Annotated in this window: 20 protein-coding genes; 1 reads left to right on the top strand and 19 read right to left on the bottom strand. The window is 69.5% G+C overall.

Features of this window, described 5'->3' with window-relative positions; translation table 11 throughout:
* Positions 1–46: 46 nt before the first annotated feature.
* Positions 47–1,882: a glycosyl hydrolase family 18 protein gene (locus ACFY2Z_RS30370; protein ID WP_390747272.1), complete on the top strand. Its 1,836-nt coding sequence runs from the start codon at positions 47–49 to the stop codon at positions 1,880–1,882.
* A gap of 76 nt (positions 1,883–1,958) precedes the next feature.
* Here ACFY2Z_RS30370 and ACFY2Z_RS30365 read toward each other — a convergent pair whose 3' ends face one another.
* The 19 genes from ACFY2Z_RS30365 to rho form a co-directional block, all read right to left on the bottom strand.
* Complete coding sequence (locus ACFY2Z_RS30365) at positions 1,959–2,405, bottom strand: DUF2550 domain-containing protein (RefSeq protein ID WP_311697345.1); 447 nt, start codon at positions 2,403–2,405, stop codon at positions 1,959–1,961.
* A gap of 129 nt (positions 2,406–2,534) precedes the next feature.
* On the bottom strand, positions 2,535–2,909 hold the full coding sequence (locus tag ACFY2Z_RS30360; protein ID WP_311697346.1) for a F0F1 ATP synthase subunit epsilon: 375 nt from the start codon (positions 2,907–2,909) through the stop codon (positions 2,535–2,537).
* 131 nt (positions 2,910–3,040) lie between these two features.
* Positions 3,041–4,477 carry a F0F1 ATP synthase subunit beta gene (gene atpD / locus ACFY2Z_RS30355; protein ID WP_390747271.1) on the bottom strand — a complete coding sequence of 479 codons (1,437 nt, stop codon included), beginning with the start codon at positions 4,475–4,477 and terminating at the stop codon, positions 3,041–3,043.
* Positions 4,478–4,479: 2 nt separating this feature from the next.
* Positions 4,480–5,391 (bottom strand): F0F1 ATP synthase subunit gamma, encoded by a 912-nt coding sequence (locus tag ACFY2Z_RS30350; RefSeq protein ID WP_390747270.1) that lies wholly within the window; start codon positions 5,389–5,391, stop codon positions 4,480–4,482.
* Positions 5,392–5,412: 21 nt separating this feature from the next.
* Positions 5,413–7,005, bottom strand: coding sequence for a F0F1 ATP synthase subunit alpha (gene atpA, locus ACFY2Z_RS30345; protein WP_390747269.1), 1,593 nt, complete (start codon positions 7,003–7,005; stop codon positions 5,413–5,415).
* Positions 7,006–7,120: 115 nt separating this feature from the next.
* A complete protein-coding gene (locus ACFY2Z_RS30340; protein WP_390747268.1) occupies positions 7,121–7,936 on the bottom strand; it encodes a F0F1 ATP synthase subunit delta in 816 nt (271 codons plus the stop codon).
* Positions 7,933–8,493, bottom strand: a complete 561-nt coding sequence (locus ACFY2Z_RS30335; protein ID WP_390747267.1) for a F0F1 ATP synthase subunit B — start codon at positions 8,491–8,493, stop codon at positions 7,933–7,935. The genes ACFY2Z_RS30340 and ACFY2Z_RS30335 overlap by 4 nt, the downstream gene beginning before the upstream one ends.
* A 39-nt stretch (positions 8,494–8,532) precedes the next feature.
* A complete protein-coding gene (atpE, locus tag ACFY2Z_RS30330) occupies positions 8,533–8,778 on the bottom strand; it encodes an ATP synthase F0 subunit C (RefSeq protein WP_361772196.1) in 246 nt (81 codons plus the stop codon).
* 79 nt (positions 8,779–8,857) lie between these two features.
* Positions 8,858–9,628, bottom strand: coding sequence for a F0F1 ATP synthase subunit A (atpB, locus tag ACFY2Z_RS30325; RefSeq protein ID WP_390747326.1), 771 nt, complete (start codon positions 9,626–9,628; stop codon positions 8,858–8,860).
* A gap of 273 nt (positions 9,629–9,901) precedes the next feature.
* Complete coding sequence (locus tag ACFY2Z_RS30320) at positions 9,902–10,339, bottom strand: hypothetical protein (RefSeq protein ID WP_390747266.1); 438 nt, start codon at positions 10,337–10,339, stop codon at positions 9,902–9,904.
* A gap of 298 nt (positions 10,340–10,637) precedes the next feature.
* Positions 10,638–12,002: an MraY family glycosyltransferase gene (locus ACFY2Z_RS30315; protein WP_390747265.1), complete on the bottom strand. Its 1,365-nt coding sequence runs from the start codon at positions 12,000–12,002 to the stop codon at positions 10,638–10,640.
* Between the two features lie 127 nt (positions 12,003–12,129).
* Positions 12,130–13,371: a serine hydroxymethyltransferase gene (gene glyA, locus ACFY2Z_RS30310; RefSeq protein WP_390747264.1), complete on the bottom strand. Its 1,242-nt coding sequence runs from the start codon at positions 13,369–13,371 to the stop codon at positions 12,130–12,132.
* A gap of 132 nt (positions 13,372–13,503) precedes the next feature.
* Positions 13,504–14,205, bottom strand: coding sequence for a protein-tyrosine-phosphatase (locus ACFY2Z_RS30305; protein WP_311697356.1), 702 nt, complete (start codon positions 14,203–14,205; stop codon positions 13,504–13,506).
* Positions 14,202–14,849, bottom strand: coding sequence for an L-threonylcarbamoyladenylate synthase (locus ACFY2Z_RS30300; protein ID WP_390747263.1), 648 nt, complete (start codon positions 14,847–14,849; stop codon positions 14,202–14,204). The genes ACFY2Z_RS30305 and ACFY2Z_RS30300 overlap by 4 nt, the downstream gene beginning before the upstream one ends.
* A 55-nt stretch (positions 14,850–14,904) precedes the next feature.
* The gene (prmC, locus tag ACFY2Z_RS30295; RefSeq protein WP_311697358.1) at positions 14,905–15,750 is read right to left on the bottom strand and encodes a peptide chain release factor N(5)-glutamine methyltransferase; all 846 of its coding nucleotides are present in this window, start codon (positions 15,748–15,750) and stop codon (positions 14,905–14,907) included.
* 40 nt (positions 15,751–15,790) lie between these two features.
* On the bottom strand, positions 15,791–16,858 hold the full coding sequence (gene prfA, locus ACFY2Z_RS30290; RefSeq protein ID WP_390747262.1) for a peptide chain release factor 1: 1,068 nt from the start codon (positions 16,856–16,858) through the stop codon (positions 15,791–15,793).
* Between the two features lie 140 nt (positions 16,859–16,998).
* A complete protein-coding gene (gene rpmE / locus ACFY2Z_RS30285; RefSeq protein ID WP_103838593.1) occupies positions 16,999–17,220 on the bottom strand; it encodes a 50S ribosomal protein L31 in 222 nt (73 codons plus the stop codon).
* A gap of 179 nt (positions 17,221–17,399) precedes the next feature.
* Complete coding sequence (locus ACFY2Z_RS30280; protein WP_390747261.1) at positions 17,400–18,530, bottom strand: LCP family protein; 1,131 nt, start codon at positions 18,528–18,530, stop codon at positions 17,400–17,402.
* 399 nt (positions 18,531–18,929) lie between these two features.
* Positions 18,930–20,909 carry a transcription termination factor Rho gene (gene rho, locus ACFY2Z_RS30275; RefSeq protein ID WP_390747260.1) on the bottom strand — a complete coding sequence of 660 codons (1,980 nt, stop codon included), beginning with the start codon at positions 20,907–20,909 and terminating at the stop codon, positions 18,930–18,932.
* Between the last annotated feature and the right edge of the window lie 149 nt (positions 20,910–21,058).

The raw sequence follows: 21,058 nt of genomic DNA, 5'->3' as shown, positions 1-21,058 counted from the left end.
CTCCCGCTGTGGCGCCCCTGGCGCACATCGACATAAGGAGGCGCGGATGCGCTTCAGACACCGAGCCGCGGCAGGGTTCGCAACCCTGTTGCTCCCGCTGGCCGGACTGGTCGGCCTCGCAAGCCCCGCCCCGGCCGCGGCGGACGCCGCGTCGGCCACCGCCACCTACGCCAAGACCCAGGACTGGGGCACCGGCTTCGAGGGCAAGTGGACCGTCAAGAACACCGGGACGAGCACGATCAGTGCATGGACCATCGAGTGGGACTTCCCCTCCGGCACGTCCGTGACCTCCGCCTGGGACGCGGACGTCACCAGCTCCGGCACCCACTGGACCGCCAAGAACAAGTCCTACAACGGCACCCTCGCGCCGGGCGCCTCCGTCTCCTTCGGCTTCAACGGCGCGGGCTCCGGCGCCCCCGCCAACTGCAAGCTCAACGGCGGCAGTTGTGACGGCGGCACCCTCCCCGGCGACAACCCGCCCTCCGCACCGGGCACCCCCACCGCGTCCGGCGTGAGCGACACCTCCGTGAAGCTGTCGTGGGCGGCGGCCACGGACGACAAGGGCGTCAAGAACTACGACGTGCTGCGCGACGGCGCCAAGGTCGCCACCGTGACGACGACCTCGTACACGGACACCGGTCTGACCGCCGGCACCGACTACGCGTACACCGTCCAGGCCCGGGACACCGCCGACCAGACCGGACCGGTCAGCGGCGCGGTCTCCGTGCACACCACCGGCGGCGGCACCAACCCGCCCCCGACGAACGGCTCCGCGGTCAAGCTCGGCTACTTCACCGAGTGGGGCATCTACGGCCGCAACTACAACGTCAAGAACCTGGTGACGTCCGGTTCCGCCGCGAAGATCACCCACATCAACTACGCCTTCGGCAATGTCACCGGCGGCAAGTGCGCGATCGGCGACTCCTACGCCGACTACGACAAGGCGTTCACCGCCGACCAGTCCGTCAGCGGTGTCGCCGACACCTGGGACCAGCCGCTGCGCGGCAACTTCAACCAGCTGCGCGAACTCAAGGCGAAGTACCCGAACCTCAAGGTGCTGTGGTCCTTCGGCGGCTGGACCTGGTCCGGCGGCTTCGCGGACGCCGCCAAGGATCCGGCGGGCTTCGCCCAGTCCTGCTACGACCTGGTGCACGACCCGCGCTGGGCCGATGTCTTCGACGGCATCGACATCGACTGGGAGTACCCGAACGCCTGCGGTCTGTCCTGTGACACCAGCGGGGCCGCCGCCTTCAAGAACGTGATGGGCGCGCTGCGCGCCAAGTTCGGCTCCTCCGCCCTGGTCACCGCGGCCGTCACCGCCGACGGCTCCGCCGGCGGCAAGATCGAGGCGGCCGACTACGCCGGGGCCTCGCAGTACATCAACTGGTACAACGTGATGACGTACGACTTCTTCGGCGCCTGGGACGCCCAGGGCCCCACGGCCCCGCACTCCCCGCTCACCTCGTACAGCGGCATCCCGCACGCCGGCTTCACCACGGCCGACGCGATCGCCAAGTACAAGGCGGCCGGCGTGCCCGCGAGCAAGCTGCTGGTCGGCATCGGCTTCTACGGCCGCGGCTGGACCGGCGTCACCCAGGACGCCCCGGGCGGCACGGCCACCGGCCCGGCGGCCGGCACCTATGAGCAGGGCATCGAGGACTACAAGGTGCTCAAGACGTCCTGCCCCGCCACCGGCACCGTCGCGGGCACGGCGTACGCGCACTGCGGCAGCAACTGGTGGTCCTACGACACCCCGGCCACCATCGGCTCCAAGATGGCCTGGGCCAAGTCCCAGGGCCTGGGCGGCGCCTTCTTCTGGGAGTTCAGCGGTGACACCGGCAACGGTGAGCTGGTGAGCGCCCTGAGCAACGGCCTGTCGTAACCCTTTTCGAAGGATTCAGGCCACAGTGACACTCCCTCGGACCTCGTCCGGGGGAGCCCCCAGCGAGTGAACGCGGCTACGCCACGTTCACTCGCTGGCCGGGAGGCGCGGCTTCCAGCCAGGCCAGGAACCCGGTCAGCGCGTCGTCGCTCATCGCCAGTTCCAGACGGGTGCCCCGATGGTGGCAGGCGAGGATCACCGCGTCGGAGAGCAGCGCCAGCTCCTCCTCACCCTCGGGTGCGCGTCGGCCGGCCACCTCGATCGCCGAGCGCTCCAGGACCCGGCGCGGGCGCGGCGCGTAGGAGAAGACCCGGAACCATTCGACACGGTCGCCGTTGTAGCGGGCGATGCCGTAACCCCAGCCCTTGCCGCTGGTGTCGGTCTCCTCCGGGACGTTCCATCGCAGGCTGCAGTCGAAGGTGCCGCCGGAGCGCTGGATGATGCGGCGTCTGAGGCCGAAGACGAACAGCCCCACCAGCACGAGTGCCACGACCAATCCGCACGCACTCAGAGCGAGGACCATCGACACCGACCTCCTCGTCTCCTAGGTAACGGAACGGAAAAAACACCCGGATTCGCCTCAGCCGCGGCTGGGACCGGATCGCTCCGGTCCCAGCCGCGGCTGAGTCATGTCATTACACAGTGTGCTGTGTCAGTGCCCCGACACCGCACGCAGTCGAACCTCCGCGCGGCGCTCGGCGGAGGCGTCGGCCTCCGTCTTCGCCCGCTCCAAGGCCCGCTCCGCGCGCTGGACGTCGATCTCGTCCGACAGCTCGGCGATCTCGGCCAGCAGGGAGAGCTTGTTGTCCGCGAACGAGATGAAACCGCCGTGCACCGCGGCGACGACCGTTCCACCATCACTCGTACGGATGGTCACCGGGCCCGACTCCAGCACACCGAGCAGCGGCTGGTGACCGGGCATGACGCCGATGTCGCCGGACGTGGTGCGCGCGACGACCAGGGTGGCCTCGCCGGACCAGACCTGGCGGTCGGCGGCGACCAGCTCGACGTGCAGCTCAGCAGCCAAGAGAGGCTCCTCGGGTCACCACCCGGCGGAACTGCCGGGTGTTGGGATGAATTCTAGTAGGCGTACGGAGGGGGACGGGACGCGGCCCGGGGTCCGGGTCGGTCTCGTCCCCCTCTGTCACGAGCGCGGGGTCAGGAGACGCCCAGCTCCTTCGCGTTCTTCTTCAGGTCGTCGATACCACCGCACATGAAGAACGCCTGCTCCGGGAAGTGGTCGTACTCGCCGTCGATGATCGCGTTGAAGGCCGCGATCGACTCGTCCAGCGGGACGTCCGACCCGTCGACGCCGGTGAACTGCTTGGCGACGTGGGTGTTCTGGGACAGGAAGCGCTCCACGCGACGGGCACGGTGGACAACGAGCTTGTCCTCCTCGCCCAGCTCGTCGATACCGAGGATCGCGATGATGTCCTGGAGGTCCTTGTACTTCTGCAGGACCGTCTTGACGCGCATGGCGGCGTCGTAGTGGTCCTGCGCGATGTAGCGCGGGTCCAGGATGCGGGACGTGGAGTCCAGCGGGTCCACGGCAGGGTAGATGCCCTTCTCCGAGATCGGACGGGACAGCACCGTCGTCGCGTCGAGGTGGGCGAAGGTGGTGGCCGGGGCCGGGTCGGTCAGGTCGTCGGCGGGGACGTAGATCGCCTGCATCGAGGTGATCGAGTGACCGCGGGTCGAGGTGATGCGCTCCTGGAGGAGACCCATCTCGTCGGCCAGGTTGGGCTGGTAACCCACCGCGGACGGCATACGGCCGAGCAGCGTGGAGACCTCGGAGCCGGCCTGCGTGAAGCGGAAGATGTTGTCGATGAAGAACAGCACGTCCTGCTTCTGGACGTCGCGGAAGTACTCCGCCATCGTCAGGCCCGCGAGGGCCACGCGCAGACGGGTGCCCGGGGGCTCGTCCATCTGGCCGAAGACCAGAGCGGTCTTGTCGATGACGCCCGAGTCGGACATCTCCTCGATCAGGTCGTTGCCCTCACGGGTGCGCTCGCCGACACCGGCGAACACGGAGACACCGTCGTGGTTGTTGGCGACACGGTAGATCATCTCCTGGATGAGCACCGTCTTGCCGACGCCGGCGCCGCCGAACAGACCGATCTTGCCGCCCTTGACGTACGGGGTCAGCAGGTCGATGACCTTGACGCCGGTCTCGAACATCTCGGTCTTGGACTCGAGCTGGTCGAAGTTCGGGGCCTTGCGGTGGATGGACCAGCGCTCGCCCTCGTACTTCTCGTCCACGTTCAGGACGTCACCGATGGTGTTGAACACCTTGCCCTTGGTGAAGTCGCCGACCGGGACGGTGATGCCGTCGCCGGTGTCGGTGACCGGGGACTGGCGGACCAGGCCGTCGGTGGGCTGCATCGAGATCGCGCGGACCAGGCCGTCGCCCAGGTGCTGGGCGACCTCGAGGGTCAGCGTCTTCTTCTGGCCGGCGTTGGCCGGGTCGGCCACCTCGACATGAAGGGCGTTGTACATGTCCGGCATCGCGTCGACGGGGAACTCCACGTCGACGACCGGGCCGATGACCCGCGCGACGCGGCCCGTCGCCGTGGCCGTCTCAACAGTGGTGGTCATGTTCAGTCACTCCCCGCGGTCGCGTCGGCCAGGGCGCTCGCGCCACCGACGATCTCGCTGATTTCCTGGGTGATTTCGGCCTGGCGGGCCGCGTTGGCAAGCCGGGTGAGGTTCTCGATGAGATCCCCGGCGTTGTCGGTGGCCGACTTCATCGCGCGCCGCGTGGCGGCGTGCTTCGAAGCAGCCGACTGGAGCAGCGCGTTGTAGATACGGCTCTCCACATAGCGCGGCAGCAGGGCGTCGAGGACGTCCTCCGCCGACGGCTCGAACTCGTAGAGCGGCAGGATCTCGCCCTTGGGCGCTTCCTCCGCCACCTCTTCGAGGCTGAGCGGCAGCAGGCGGGCGTCGACCGCCGTCTGCGTCATCATCGAGACGAACTCGGTGTAGACGATGTGGAGCTCGTCCACGCCGCCGTCCGCCGTCTCCTTCTCGATGGCCTCGATCAGCGGCGCCGCGACCTTCTTGGCGTCCGCGTACGTCGGCTCGTCCGTGAAGCCCGCCCACGATTCCGCGATCCTGCGCTCACGGAAGTTGTAGTGGGCGACACCGCGACGGCCGACGATGTACGTGTCGACCTGCTTGCCCTCGCGCTCCAGCCGCTCGGTCAGCTGCTCCGCCGCCTTGATCGCGTTGGAGTTGAAGGCACCGGCCAGACCGCGGTCGCTCGTCAGGAGCAGCACCGCGGACCGGGTCACCGTCTCGGCCTGCGTGGTCAGCGGGTGCTTGGTGTTCGAGCCGGTACCCACCGCCGTGACCGCGCGGGTGAGCTCGGTCGCGTACGGCGTGGAGGCCGCCACCTTGCGCTGCGCCTTGACGACGCGCGAGGCGGCGATCATCTCCATCGCCTTCGTGATCTTCTTGGTCGCGCTGACGGATCGGATGCGACGCTTGTAGACCCGGAGCTGGGCTCCCATGAGTCAGGTCCCTTCCTTACGTCACTTGGCGGCAGCGGCAGGAACGTCCTCGCCGAGCAGCTTGCCGTCCGAGGTCTCGAACTGCTTCTTGAACTCGGCGACGGCGTCGTCGATCGCCTGGATGGTGTCGTCCGACATCTTCGCGCCCTCCTTGATGGAGGTCATGAGGCCCTGGTACTTGCGGTGCAGGAAGTCCAGGAGCTCACGCTCGAAGCGGCGGATGTCGACGACCGGAACATCGTCCATACGGCCGTTGGTGCCGGCCCAGATGGAGACGACCTGGTCCTCGGTGGCCATCGGCTGGTACTGCGGCTGCTTCAGCAGCTCCACCATCCGCTGACCGCGCTCCAGCTGCGCCTTCGACGCGGCGTCCAGGTCGGAACCGAAGGCGGCGAACGCCTCCAGCTCACGGAACTGGGCGAGGTCCACGCGCAGACGGCCGGAGACCTGGCGCATCGCCTTGTGCTGGGCCGAGCCACCGACGCGGGAGACCGAGATACCGACGTTCAGAGCCGGGCGCTGGCCGGCGTTGAACAGGTCGGACTCCAGGAAGCACTGGCCGTCGGTGATGGAGATGACGTTGGTCGGGATGAACGCCGAGACGTCGTTGGCCTTGGTCTCGACGATCGGCAGACCGGTCATCGAGCCGGCACCCATGTCGTCGGAGAGCTTGGCGCAGCGCTCCAGCAGACGGGAGTGCAGGTAGAAGACGTCACCCGGGTAGGCCTCGCGGCCCGGCGGGCGGCGCAGCAGCAGGGACACGGCGCGGTAGGCGTCGGCCTGCTTCGAGAGGTCGTCGAAGATGATGAGGACGTGCTTGCCCTCGTACATCCACTGCTGGCCGATGGCCGAACCGGTGTACGGCGCCAGGTACTTGAAGCCGGCCGGGTCGGACGCCGGAGCGGCGACGATGGTCGTGTACTCGAGCGCGCCGGCGTCCTCCAGGGCACCGCGCACGGACGCGATGGTGGAGCCCTTCTGGCCGACGGCGACGTAGATGCAGCGGACCTGCTTCTTCGGGTCGCCGGTGCGCCAGTTGTCGCGCTGGTTGATGATCGTGTCGACGGCCAGGGCGGTCTTGCCGGTCTGGCGGTCACCGATGATCAGCTGACGCTGACCGCGGCCGACCGGGGTCATCGCGTCGACGGCCTTGTAGCCGGTCTCCATCGGCTCGTGCACCGACTTGCGCTGCATGACCGTGGGGGCCTGCAGCTCGAGGGCGCGGCGGCCGGACGTCTCGATCTCGCCGAGGCCGTCGATCGGGTTGCCGAGCGGGTCGACGACACGGCCGAGGTAGCCCTCGCCGACCGCGACCGAGAGCACCTCGCCGGTGCGGTGCACCGGCTGGCCCTCCTCGATGCCGCTGAACTCACCGAGGACGATGGCACCGATCTCGCGCTCCTCGAGGTTGAGGGCGAGGCCGAGGGTGCCGTCCTCGAACTTCAGCAGTTCGTTGGCCATGGCCGAGGGCAGGCCCTCGACCTTCGCGATGCCGTCGCCGGCAAGGGTGACCGTACCGACCTCCTCGCGCGAGGCCGCGTCCGGCTTGTACGACTGGACAAAGTTCTCCAGCGCGTCCCGGATCTCCTCCGGCCGGATCGTGAGCTCCGCCATCTGGGTTCCCTGCTCTCCTTGTTGGGCCCGAAGTTTCTGTGGGGGTCTGGGGGCGACCCCCAGGAATCCTCTGCACGGCCCAACGCGGGCCGTAGTACTGCGTATGGAGTTGCTGCTAGCTCGCCATGCGACGGCGGGCGTCCTCGAGCCGGTCCGCGACCGACCCGTTGATCACCTCGTCACCGACCTGCACCCGCATCCCGCCGACGACCTCGGGGTCCACGTCCAGGTTGAGGTGCATCTGGCGGCCGTAGAGCTTGGCCAGTGCGGCGCCGAGGCGCTGCTTCTGCGTGTCGCTCAGCGGGACCGCCGAGGTGACGACGGCGACCATCCGGTTGCGGCGCTCGGCCGCCAGCTTGGACAGGGACTCGATTCCCGACTCCAGGCTACGTCCCCGCGGCGCGGTCACAAGGCGCTGCACAAGACGCTCGGTGGTCACGTTCGCCCGGCCGCCGAGCAGCCGGTGCAGCAGCTCGGTCTTGGCCGTGGTGCCGGCCGCACGGTCCGTGAGCGCGGCGCGCAGCTCCGTGTTGGAGGAGATGATCCGGCCGAAGCGGAACAGCTCGTCCTCGACGTCGTCCAGCGCACCCGCCTTCTCGGCGCCGGTGAGGTCGGCGATGTTCGCCAGCTCCTCCAGCGCGTCCACCAGGTCACGCGGCTGCGACCAGCGCGAGCGCACCATGCCGGCGAGCAGATCCACGACCGGCCCGCTGACCTGGCTGCCCAGCAGACGCTGGACCAGCTCGGCCTTGGCCTCGGCGGACCGCGCCGGGTCGGTGAGGACCCGGCGCAGACCGGCCTCGCGGTCGAGCAGCGCGGTGACGGCGGCCAGCTCGTCGGCGAGCTGCGCCGCGTCCACGGACGTGGCGTCCGTCAGCGCGTCGAGACGCTCACGTGCGGCAGCCAGGGCCTCGCGGCTCGCTCCGTTCATCGCGCGGCCTCAGCCTTCGAAGCGGCCTCGTCGAGCCCGTCGAGGAAGCGGTCGATCACACGGCTCTGCCGGGCGTAGTCCTCGAGGGACTCGCCGACCAGCTTGCCCGCCAGCTCGGTGGCCAGCATGCCGACGTCCTGCCGCAGCGACTGCGCGGCGGCCTTGCGATCGGCCTCGATCTGCGCGTGGCCGGCGGCGATGATCTCCTCGCGCTGCCGCTGGCCTTCCGCGCGCATCTCGGCGATGAGCACGGCGCCCTGCTCCTGCGCCTCCTGGCGCAGCCGCGCGGCCTCGTGCCGGGCTTCGGCGAGCTGAGCCTTGTACTGCTCAAGCACGCTCTGGGCCTCGACCTTCATGGCGTCGGCCTCTTCGATACCGCCTTCGATCGCCGCGCGACGCTCCTCCAGAACCTTGTTGATGTTCGGAAGCAGCTTCTTCCAGAAGAAGAAGAACACGATGGCGAAGGCGATGGTGCCGATGAGCAGCTCGGGGCCGGCCGGGACGAGCGGGTTCTGCTCGGTCTCCTCGGCCGCCAGCTGCACCAGGTTGGCGATCACATCTGTGCCTTTCGTCGATACGTGTCGGTCAGGGGTTGATTACCGACCGAACACGAACGGCATAACGATGCCGATGAGGGCGAGTGCCTCACAGAAGGCGAAGCCCAGGATCTGGTTGGCGCGGATCAGACCGGCGGCCTCGGGCTGGCGAGCCAGGGCCTGGGTGCCGTTGCCGAAGATGATGCCGACGCCGATGCCGGGGCCGATGGCGGCGAGGCCGTAACCGATGGAGCCGACGGAGCCGTGGACACCGGTGGCAGCGGCGAGGGTCTCAAGAGCGGACATGCCGGTTCTTCCTTCTCTTTCATGGACCGGTGGGGGTTGGCCACCGGACGTCTGGGGGTGTGCGGGCAGGTGGTTCGACTCAGTGGTGCTCGGCGAGAGCGCCCTGAATGTAGGAGCAGGCAAGGAGCACGAAGACGTACGCCTGGACGGCCTGGATGAAGAGTTCGAAGATGATCATGGCGATGGTCATCACGAAGGAGACGCCGGCGGCCGGGATCATGTAGCTGTTCAGCAGGTACCAGGAGGCGACGGTGAACATCACCAGCATCAGGTGACCGGCGAACATGTTGGCGAACAGTCGCACCGCGTGGGTGAACGGGCGGACCAGCAGGTTCGAGAAGAACTCGATGACCATGACGAGCGGCAGGACCGCGCCGAGCGACTTGTCGTAGCCGGTGACGTTCTTGAAGAAGCCGACGAAGCCGTGCTTCTTGAAGGTCAGCGACACCCAGAGGATCCAGACGATCGCGGCGAGGACCGCCGGGAAGGCGATCACCGAGGAGACCGGGAACTGGGCCAGCGGGATCACCGACCAGACGTTCATGATCCAGACGAAGAAGAACAGCGAGACCATGAGCGGGACGTACTTCTCGCCCTCGCGCTTGCCGAGGGTCTCGTAGACGATCCCCCGGCGCACGAAGTCGTAGCCGGCCTCGGCCACCATCTGGAGCTTGCCCGGGACCACCTTGGCGTTGCCGAAGGCGGCCCAGAAGAACGCGACGACCAGCACGGTGGTGATGAGCGCGAGCAGCATCACCTTGTTGAACTCGAAGCCGCCCGCCGTGAACAGGGGCTTGAAGAGGAAGGAGTTCAGGCCCGGTGCCGGAAAGCCACAGCCGTTGTCGGACAGGATGCGGCAGCTCCAGTCAAAGGCGAGCTGGGTCTGGTCAGCACTCACCGCGGGCTCCTTCGGCATGACGCATGGGTACGGCAACCTCGTTGTGTCGGCGCGGCGCGCAGCCGCGGATCGGCACCGGACTGGTGTTACGGATGTGGGGGCGGCCTTCGGGCATCAAGCCTCGCGTTTGAGCAGGCGTCAGCTCAGATGCCCGCGCCCGCGATGCCGCAGTTGGCACCGGACGATAGCAGGATCTCTCACGCGTCTTTATCCCGGCCCTACCCCTCACGACGTGGACCCTGTCTTCTCGGGCTTCTCGCTCTTCTCGGAGTCCGGGTCGATGTAGAAGATCTTGGCCTTCATATGCGCGCGTGCCTGCGCCGCCATCCACACGACCGTCGCGATCACAAGTGCGAGCGCGAACGTCTTCGGATCGAAGAGAGAGGTGCCCTTGAAGAGAGCCACGAAGATCAGGAGCAGCAGGAGCTGAGCGACGTAGAGCATCAGCCCCATGGCCTGGAACAACTGCGGGAGCGTTTTTGCCGTCCACTGCAGTACGTAGAGCCCGACCCCCATGAAGACAAGGGCGAGCAGCGTGCCGACAGCCGCACCGAGCGCTCCCTTGCCCCCTGCGACCACGCCGCTCACGGCGACGGCGACCACGCCGACGGCCGCTGTGGGCACAGCGATCTGCAGAAGGTTCCGGGCGTCATTGGACGGCATGGCGGCAACTCCGCTTACTGAAGGGGGCAGGGTGTCGTCATGGACGAGCGTAGTCCCGGGGCGAGTGGGGACCTCACGCAGAGGGTCCTCAGCAGAGGGCCCTCCGGCTCTATCCCGGGGCTTCTCGTGAACCGTATCACAAACTATTTGATGCGGTCTTTACCAAGGGGTGTGCCCACCATCACACATGAGAGTGAAGCTGCGCGTCTGTGCGCGCGAGACACCCAGTTGTCTGGTATTGGGGTGCTATACACCCCCACGAGTTGGCAACGCACTCGTCAGATTCTTACTTTGCGCATCAGCGTGACGACTCGGCTTCGCGCCGCTCCGGACGCGTCCGGGCGCCCAGCGCGGTGGCTCCGTTGAGCGTCCTGGCGCCCGCGGCGACAGGCGTGCGGTGCGCCTCCCCGGCCACGGCCACCCCGTTCACCGGCTCCAGGCCCTCCAGGCCCTCTCCGCCGGCCCCGGCCGCCACCGGCCCGGCCTCGGCGCCGCGCCTGCGGCGGTAACGCGGCGGCACGAAGGCCTCGGCCCAGCGCGGGGCGCGCGGGGTGAACCTCGGCAGCAGGAGCAGCACCAGGCCCACCGCGCTCAGCGCCATGATGCCGAGCACGATCCACATGGACGCCGAGTTGACGGAGTACGCCAGGGCGCCGAAGGAGATGATCGCCGCCCAGAAGTACATGATCAGCACGGCCCGGCTGTGCGAGTGCCCGATGTCCAGCAGCCGGTGGTGCAGATGCCCGCGGTCCGCGGCGAACGGCGACTGGCCGCGCCAGGTGCGGCGCACGATCGCGAGGAAGAAGTCGGCGACCGGGACGGCGATGATCGTCAGCGGCAGCAGCAGCGGGATGTAGACCGGGACCGTCTGGTGCACCGTCGCCCGCTCGGAACCGGAGAAGAGGTTCATCGCGTCCGGGTCCACCTGGCCGGTGACCGAGATCGCGCCGGCCGCGAGCACCAGACCGATCAGCATCGAGCCCGAGTCGCCCATGAAGATCCGCGCCGGGTGCATGTTGTGCGGCAGGAAGCCCAGGCACATGCCCATCAGGACGGCCGCGAACAGGGTGGCGGGGGCGGCGGCCTCCAGGCCGTAGCCGTACCAGATGCGGTACGCGTACATGAAGAACGCGGCGGCCGCGATGCACACCATGCCGGCGGCGAGGCCGTCGAGGCCGTCGACGAAGTTCACCGCGTTGATGGTGATGACGACCAGCGCCACCGTCAGCAGGGTGCCCTGCCACTGCGTGAGCGCGACCAGTCCGACGCCCGGCACGGGTAGCCACAGGATCGTCAGACCCTGCATGACCATCACGCCCGCGGCGATCATCTGGCCGCCCAGCTTGATCAGGGCGTCGATCTCGAACTTGTCGTCCAGCACGCCGATCAGCCAGATGAGCGCGGCGCCGGAGAGCAGCGCCCGGGGCTCGTTCGACTTGGCGAAGACCTCGTTGAGGTTCTTGAGGTGGTCGGCGACCAGCAGACCCGCGCACAGCCCGAAGAACATGGCGATACCGCCGAGCCGGGGAGTCGGCTCCCGGTGCACGTCCCGGGCCCGGATCTCCGGCATGGCTCCGGCCACGATCGCGAACTTGCGTACCGGCCCTGTGAGCAGATACGTCACCGCGGCCGTGATGCAGAGCGTCAGCAGGTATTCACGCACGGGCTTCCCCACAGATCTCGCTGGACGTCCTCAGCCCCACACCCTAGCTTCGCGTGCATACGGTTGAGGACTCACGGGTAGCCACGATGGTTGCACGTGTGGCTGTGTACTCCGCTGCCTGTACCCCTCAGCGGCCGGGATACGGCGGAAATCCGTCGGTGAGCTCCCGCACTTCTTCACGCGCCCGCTTGGGCTCCGTCTCCTCGCGCAGCACGGCGCCGAAGAGGGCGGCGATCCGCGCCATCTCCGTCTCGCGCATGCCCTGCGTGGTGACGGCGGCGGTGCCCAGGCGCAGCCCCCGGACGTCCCCGTGGGGCAGCGCACAGGTGTCGAGGACCATACCGGCCGCCGCGAGCAGTCCCCGGGCGGTGTGGCCCTCCACGCCCAGCGGGGCGGGGTCGACGGTCAGCAGATGGGTGTCGGTGCCGCCGGTGGTCACATGCAGCCCCTGGGCGGCCAGGGCCGCCGCGAGCATCCGGGCGTTGGCCACCACCTGGTGGGCGTAGACCCCGAAGTCCGTGGTCGCCGCCTCCCCGAACGCGACGGCCTTCGCGGCGACGCTGTTCATCTGGGCGCCGCCCTGGGTGAACGGGAAGACGGCCCGGTCCACCCGTTCGGCCAGTTCGCTGCCGCACAGGATCATGCCGCCGCGCGGGCCGCGCAGCACCTTGTGGGTGGTGGCGCAGACGACGTCGGCGAACGGCACCGGGCTCGGAGCCGCTCCCCCGGCGACGAGCCCGATCGGGTGCGCCGCGTCGGCGATCAGATACGCCCCGACCTCGTCGGCGACCTCCCGGAAGAAGGCGTAGTCGACATGGCGCGGATAGGAGATGGACCCGCACACGATGGCCTTCGGCCGGTGCGTACGGGCCAGGGTGCGCACCTGCACATGGTCCATCAGCCCGGACTCCGCCTCGACGCCGTAGGCGACGAAGTCGAACCACCGGCCGGAGAAGTTCGCGGGCGAGCCGTGGGTGAGATGGCCGCCGTGCGGCAGTCCGAGGGCGAGGACGGTGTCGCCGGGCCTGAGCAGGGCGGCGTACGCGGCGAGCATCGCGGACGATCCCGAGTGCGACTGCACATTGGCGTGCTCGGCCCGGAACAGCGCCTTGGCCCGCTCCACGGCGAGGCGCTCGGCGACGTCGACCAGCTCGCAGCCGCCGTGGTAGCGGGCCCCCGGGTACCCCTCGGCGTACTTGTTGGCGAGCGGGGAGCCGAGGGCGGCGAGCACCGCCGGGGAGGTGAAGTTCTCGGCGGCGATGAGCTGCAGCGTCGTCGACTGCCGGGCGAGTTCCCCGAGGAGGATCTCGGCCATCTCGGGATCCTGCCGGCGCAGTACGTCGGCCTCGAGGGTGTGGGTGACCGCCATGGTGGTCTCCGGGGATCCAGGCGTCGGGGTGTACGTCCAATGTAGGCCCGCGCCCCTTGTGGCGCCCGGGCGCCACGTCCGCCGAGCCGTCCGGTGGACGGAAAACCCGGCAACGCTGTCACGGGCGCCGTGTCAGGCCCGTGCGGGCACTCCCGTCAGTGCGGTCACCACCGGGTCCAGGGCCTGGTGGATCTCGTCCCCGATCGAGCGGAAGAACGTCAGCGGCGCGCCGTACGGGTCGAACACCTCGTCGGCCTCCGCGGTCGGCGCCAGCAGCCACCCGCGCAGGGCCGCGGCGGCCCGCACCAGGGCCCGGGCACGGTCCACCATGCCGTCCTCCAGGGGAGGCAGCGTCGCGGGGTCTATCGCCCGTACGAGACGGGTGAACTCCTTCAGCGTGAACGTGCGCAGGCCCGCCGAGTGGCCCATGGAGATCACCTGGGCCCGGTGGTCACGGGTCGCGGTCAGGACCAGGTCGGCCCGGATGACGTGCTCGTCCAGGAGTTCCCGGCCGACGAAGCCGGAGGCGTCCGCGCCGAAGTCCGCGAGGACCGCCTCCGCGTTCGCCTCCATGGGGGCACCCTCGTGGCCCCAGGTGCCCGCGCTCTCCACGATGAGGCCGCCCATGACGCTCCCCGCGATGAGGCCGGGCGCGGGGCAGCCGAGCCGGTCCGCGAGGAAGTGCCGGGTCAGCCGCTCGGTGATCGGCGAGCGGCACACGTTGCCGGTGCTGACGTGGAGGATGCGGAAGGTGTCATCCGGAAGACCTGGCTCCGCCAGGCCTCCCGTCCCTCCCCCGCTGCCTATGCCACGCCCCGCGTCGGGCGGTGTCAATTCGCCACCTCGAGGTCGGGTACGACCTTGCGCAGCTCCTCCGCCGACAGCGCGCCCTGGCGCAGCAGCACCGGCACCTTGCCGGTGACGTCGACGATCGACGAGGGGATGTTGCCGGGCGTGGGACCGCCGTCGAGGTACACGGAGACCGAGTCGCCGAGCATCTCCTGCGCGGCGTCACACGTCTCCGGTGCGGGGTGGCCGGTGAGGTTCGCGGAGGAGACGGCCATCGGGCCGACCTCCGTCAGCAGTTCGATGGCGACCGGGTGCAGCGGCATGCGCACGGCGACGGTGCCACGGGTGTCCCCGAGGTCCCACTGAAGCGACGGCTGGTGCCGTGCGACGAGCGTGAGCGCGCCCGGCCAGAACGCGTCGACCAGTTCCCAGGCCATCTCGGAGAAGTCCGTGACAAGGCCGTGCAGGGTGTTCGGGGAGCCGATCAGGACAGGCGTGGGCATGTTGCGGCCCCGGCCCTTGGCCTGGAGCAGGTCGCTCACGGCCTCCGAGGAGAACGCGTCGGCGCCGATGCCGTACACGGTGTCGGTCGGCAGCACCACGAGTTCGCCACGGCGGACGGCGGACGCGGCCTCGCGCAGACCCGTCACGCGGTCGGTTGCGTCGTTGGTGTCGTATCGCCGTGCCATGTCTAGAAGACCTCCTCGTACACGTCCTGCTGAGGGAAGAGATGCTGGGGCGCGCTCACGGCAGTGCCTTGCGTGCGGTCGCGAAGCGCGGGCGGTTGTTGAGGTCCGGGTGGTCGGCCGCGTCGGCCCAGCCCCGCTCCTCGGTGAAGATCCACGGCACCTGGCCGCCCTGGGTGTCGGCGTGCTCGATGACGACGACGCCGCCGGGGCGCAGCAGCCGGTGCGCGGTGCGTTCCAGACCGCGGATGAGGTCGAGGCCGTCCTCGCCCGAGAACAGGGCCAGGTCCGGGTCGTAGTCCCGGGCCTCGGGAGCGACGTACTCCCACTCGGTCAGCGGGATGTACGGCGGGTTGGAGATCACGAGGTCGACCTGGCCGTCGAGGTCGGGGAAGGCCGTGCGGGCGTCGCCCTGGCGCAGGTCGACCCTGGACCCCTCGACGTTCTTGCGGGTCCACTCCAGGGCGTCCTCGGACAGCTCCACGGCGTGCACCCGCGAACGCGGCACCTCCTGCGCCAGGGCGAGCGCGATGGCGCCCGAACCGGTGCACAGGTCCACGATCAGCGGCTCGACGACGTCCATGGCCCGTACGGCGTCTATGGCCCAGCCGACGACCGACTCGGTCTCCGGGCGGGGCACGAACACGCCGGGGCCGACCTGGAGCTCCAGATAGCGGAAGTAGGCGCGCCCGGTGATGTGCTGGAGCGGTTCGCGGGCCTCGCGGCGGGCGATGACCTCCCAGTAGCGGGCGTCGAAGTCCGCGTCCTTGACGGAGTGCAGCTCGCCCCGCTTGACGCCGTGCACGAACGCGGCGAGCTCCTCCGCGTCATTGCGCGGCGAGGGCACGCCGGCGTCGGCCAGCCGCTGGGTGGCCTGGGCCACCTCTGCGAGCAGCAGGTTCACGCTGGTCCTCCGGGGCTGAGCGTTGTGCGGGTACGGGGGCTTACGCGGCCGCGAGCTTGGCGGCCGCGTCCGCGTCGACGCACGCCTGGATCACCGCGTCGAGGTCGCCGTCCAGGACCTGGTCCAGGTTGTACGCCTTGAAGCCGACCCGGTGGTCCGAGATGCGGTTCTCGGGGAAGTTGTACGTACGGATCTTCTCGGAGCGGTCGACGGTGCGGACCTGGCTGCGGCGGGCCGCGGCGGCCTCCTTCTCCGCCTCCTCCTGCGCCATGGCGAGCAGCCTGGAGCGCAGGATACGCATCGCCTGCTGCTTGTTCTGCAGCTGGCTCTTCTCGTTCTGGCAGGAGGCGACGACACCGGTCGGGATGTGCGTGATGCGCACGGCGGAGTCGGTCGTGTTGACGGACTGGCCGCCGGGGCCCGAGGAGCGGTACACGTCGATACGGAGGTCGTTCGGGTTGATCTCGACGTCGACCTCCTCCGCCTCCGGGGTGACCAGCACACCGGCCGCGGAGGTGTGGATACGGCCCTGGGACTCCGTCGCGGGCACGCGCTGCACGCGGTGCACCCCGCCCTCGTACTTCAGCCGGGCCCACACGCCCTGGCCGGGCTCCAGCTGGCCGCGGGCCTTCACGGCGACCTGGACGTCCTTGTAGCCGCCGAGCTCGGACTCGGTGGAGTCGATGATCTCGGTCTTCCAGCCGATGCGCTCGGCGTACCGCAGATACATGCGCAGCAGATCGCCGGCGAACAGGGCGGACTCGTCGCCGCCCGCGCCCGCCTTGATCTCCAGAATGACGTCCTTGTCGTCGCTGGGGTCGCGCGGGACGAGCAGGAAGCGCAGCTTCTCCGTCAGCTCCTCGCGCTGCCGCTCCAGGTCCTTGACCTCGGCGGCGAACTCCGGGTCGTCGGCGGCCAGTTCGCGGGCGGTCTCGATGTCGTCACCGGACTGCTTCCAGGAGCGGTACGTGGCGACGATCGGGCTCAGCTCGGCGTAGCGCTTGTTGAGCTTGCGCGCGTTCGCCTGATCCGCGTGGACCGACGGATCGGCGAGCTTCTTCTCCAGGTCGGCGTGTTCCCCGACCAGTTCCTCGACCGCCTCGAACATCTCCGGCTCCCTGAGTGTCCCCCGCCCGGGCGAGCGTGGGGGACGTACGTACGACAATGAGTGGGCTGCACCGCAAAGCGCCGGTCCCGGCGCCCCCGTGCTCGCGCACAGGAGCACCGGAGACCGGCGCTGTGGGCTCGCTACTTCTTGGCAGCGGCAGCCTTGCCGAAGCGGGCCTCGAAGCGGGCCACACGGCCACCGGTGTCGAGGATCTTCTGCTTGCCCGTGTAGAACGGGTGGCACTCGGAGCAGACCTCGGCCCGGATGGTGCCGGACTCGATGGTGCTACGGGTGGTGAACGACGCGCCACAGGTGCAGCTGACCTGCGTCTCGACGTACGCGGGGTGGATGTCGCGCTTCAAGGTGTCTCCTAGGTTTCGGGAGGGCGCCGGGTCGCAGCCGCGGGATGCGGAGGCGTGAACCGGGGCCGACGTACCAGTCTGCCAGGACTGGCCGCATCCCCCAAAACCGGGGGCACAAGTGATCTATTCCCCATGGCCTCGGAGGGCGCCGAGGGCCGTGGACGCGCGCCCGGACCCGGTCAGGACCTGACCACGCCCTTGGCCTGACCGCTGGCCGAGCCGTTGGTCACGCTCGCCGGAATCGGCCGGTCGTGCTTGAGGGCGTCCCACACCGTCTGGGCCTTGTCCTTCTCCAGCAGGACGCGGTTGGGGTTCGCCGGGTCGTACCGGACCGGCATCGTCACCATGTTCATGTGGGAGGAGCTGATGCCCTTCAGCCCGCTCGCGAAGGACGCCAGGTTCTTGACGGAGCCCAGGTCGGAGTCGGTGGTGACGGTCTTGGTCGCGGTGTCGGCGAGGTTCACCAGCTTGGTGGGGCTGGTCAGCACGCCGAGCTGCTTCACCTGGGCGACCAGGGCCTTGACGAAGGCCTGCTGGAGCTGGATGCGGCCGAGGTCGGAGCCGTCGCCGACGCCGTGCCGGGTGCGCACTAGGCCGAGCGCCTGCCGGCCGTCGAGGGTGTGCTCGCCGGCCTTCAGGTCGAGGTGGCTGTTCTGGTCGGCGATGTCCTTGGTGGTGGTCACCCGGACGCCGCCGAGACCGTCGACCAGCTTCTGGAACCCGGAGAAATCCACCTCGATGTAGTGGTCCATACGGACGCCGCTGAGCGACTCGACGGTCTTCACGGCGCAGGCGGCGCCCCCGGTGGAGTACGCGGAGTTGAACATCACCCCGGGGGCGGCCGGGTGCACGGTGCCCTTGCCGTCGGTGCACTCGGGGCGGTCGATGAGGGTGTCGCGCGGGATCGAGACGACCGCGGCCTTCTTGTGGCCCTTGTAGAGGTGCACGACCATCGCCGTGTCGGAGCGGGCGCTGCCGTCGTCGGTGCCGCCGCCCAGCTTCTTGTTGCCGCCGGAGCGGGTGTCCGAGCCGAGGACGAGGATGTTCTCGGAGCCGTTGTCGGCCTTCTTGGGCCGGTGGCCGCCGAGGGCCGCGTCGATGTCGACGGTCCTGAGGTTGCCGTTGAGCTTGAAGTAGAGGATGCCGGCGCCGGTGCCGCCCAGGACGAGAATGCCCCCGGCGGTCCAGGCCGCGACGAGCAGGGCCGTGCGCCCCTTTCCACGCGGCTTGCGGCGGCGCCCCCCGCGACGCGGGTCCGTCGCGGCGGTGCCCTCGTCGGCTATGGCGTCGGGTGTGCTCTCGGCGGGCATGTGCTCCCTCAGTCCTCGTCCGGTCGGGTACCCCCTGCGGTCAGGTCCAGGCCTGGCGGAGCGACCCTTTCCCGTCGCTCGGCTCACCCGAGTGGGGGACCCCCGTCGCTCCATCGTCACTCCGTTCGTCAGACGGAGAAACCGGGGCCAGGGTTGCACAACCCGGTCCGGTCGGTACGTACGTGGACGAACACGCAGGGTCACCACGAATCCTGGAAGAACGCTGCTCACCTGGGCATTTCCCCGGCGGTGCGCCGCCCGGGGTGGCCCCGGCCGCGGCCGGGGGCTGTGGCGAACGTCATCGACGACGGGCCACTGCGGGCAGGCGGACGACACCGCCCCGGACAACGCAAAGGGCCGCTCCCCTCGCAGGACGGGGGGAGCGGCCCTTCGACCAGATCAGTCGCCGTTCGGCGTCGGCGTCGTCTTCTGGATCTGCATCAGGAACTCGACGTTCGACTTCGTCTGCTTCATCTTGTCGAGGAGCAGCTCGATCGCCTGCTGCTGGTCGAGCGCGTGCAGCACCCGGCGCAGCTTCCAGACGACGTTGAGCTCCTCGGCGCCGAGCAGGATCTCTTCCTTACGGGTACCGGACGCGTCCACGTCCACCGCCGGGAAGATGCGCTTGTCGGCGAGCTTCCGGTCGAGCTTGAGCTCCATGTTGCCGGTGCCCTTGAACTCCTCGAAGATCACCTCGTCCATGCGCGAGCCGGTGTCGACCAGCGCGGTGGCGAGGATCGTCAGGGAGCCGCCGTCCTCGATGTTGCGCGCGGCGCCGAAGAAGCGCTTCGGCGGGTAGAGCGCGGTCGAGTCGACACCACCGGACAGGATGCGGCCGGAGGCGGGCGCGGCGAGGTTGTACGCACGGCCCAGACGCGTGATCGAGTCGAGCAGCACGACGACGTCGTGGCCCAGCTCCACCAGGCGCTTGGCGCGCTCGATGGCCAGCTCCGCGACCGTGGTGTGGTCCTCGGCCGGGCGGTCGAAGGTCGAGGAGATGACCTCGCCCTTGACCGACCGCTGCATGTCGGTGACCTCTTCCGGCCGCTCGTCGACGAGGACGACCATCAGGTGGCACTCGGGGTTGTTGTGCGTGATCGCGTTGGCGATCGCCTGCATGATCATGGTCTTGCCGGTCTTCGGTGGGGCCACGATCAGACCACGCTGGCCCTTACCGATGGGCGAGACGAGGTCGATGATGCGGGTGGTGAGGACGCCGGGGTCCGTCTCCAGACGGAGGCGGTCCTGCGGGTACAGCGGGGTGAGCTTGTTGAACTCCGGGCGGCCACGGCCGTGTTCGGGCGCCATGCCGTTGACGGAGTCCAGCCGGACCAGCGCGTTGAACTTCTCGCGCCGCTCGCCGTCCTTGGGCTGACGGACCGCTCCGGTGAGGTGGTCGCCCTTGCGCAGGCCGTTCTTGCGGACCTGGGCGAGGGAGACGTACACGTCGTTCGGCCCGGGCAGGTAGCCCGAGGTGCGGATGAACGCGTAGTTGTCGAGGATGTCCAGGATGCCCGCGACGGGGATCAGGACGTCGTCCTCGGTGACCTGCGGCTCGGCGATGTCGTCACGGCCGCGGCGGCCACGCCGGTCGCGGTAGCGCCCGCGACGGCCACGGCCGCGGCCGTCGAAGTCGTCCCCGTCCTCGTCGGCCCGCTGGCGGTCCTGGCGGCCGCCGCCCTGCTGCTGGCCCTGCTGCTGACGCTGCTGGCCGCCCTGGCCCTGCTGCTCGTCGCCCTTGCCGCGGCGGTCGCGGTCCCGGCCGCGCTCACGGCGGTCGCGACGGCGGCCCTCGCCACCGTCACCCTGCTGCTCGGACGCGGCAGACGACGCGGAGTCGGCGGCCTTGGGCTCGCCCTGCGCCTGCTGGGCCGGAGCCGGGGTCTCGGCCCTCGGCTCGCTCTTCGCCTCGGCGGCGACCGTCTCGGGGCTGCCGGCCTCGGCGGTGGCACGGCGCCGACGGCGCTCGGCCGGAGCACCGTCACCGGCTCCCTGGCCGGGAATCTCGATCTGCTGCGGGGCCACGGACTGCTCGGACTTGTCGGCCTTGGACTCGGCCGCCTCGTCGCCGGTACGGGTCCTGGAGGTGGCCCGGCGCTTCGGCTTGCTCTCGGCGGCGTCCTCGGCCTTGGCCGGGGCACCGCCTCCGGCCTGCGCCTCCTTGATGACCTCGATCAGCTGGCTCTTGCGCATCCGCGCGGTGCCCCTGATGCCGAGGCCGGATGCGACCTGCTGCAGTTCGGCCAGCACCATGCCCTCGAGGCCGGTACCGCGGCGCCGCCGGGAGCCGGCACCGGTGGCAGGCGCGGAGGCGTCCGTGGCGGGCGCGGCAGCGGTCTCCTCGACACGTGCGCCCATCAGATCGGTGGTGTCGCTCACGAAGGGTCCTTCCCTGGAGCGGACGTCGGCCTGTCTGGCTCGGCGACCGGTTGTGCTGTCCGGCTTCGGTCCGGTGTCTGTGGACCGTGCCGGGGCGGTGGTCCGCCAAAGCGGCGGAGGAAATATCTGGAGATTGGCGTTTCCCTGCA

This window comes from Streptomyces sp. NPDC001222 (assembly GCF_042896945.1).
Lineage (GTDB): Bacteria > Actinomycetota > Actinomycetes > Streptomycetales > Streptomycetaceae > Streptomyces > Streptomyces gibsoniae.
This window is presented reverse-complemented; position numbering and strand designations above follow the sequence as displayed.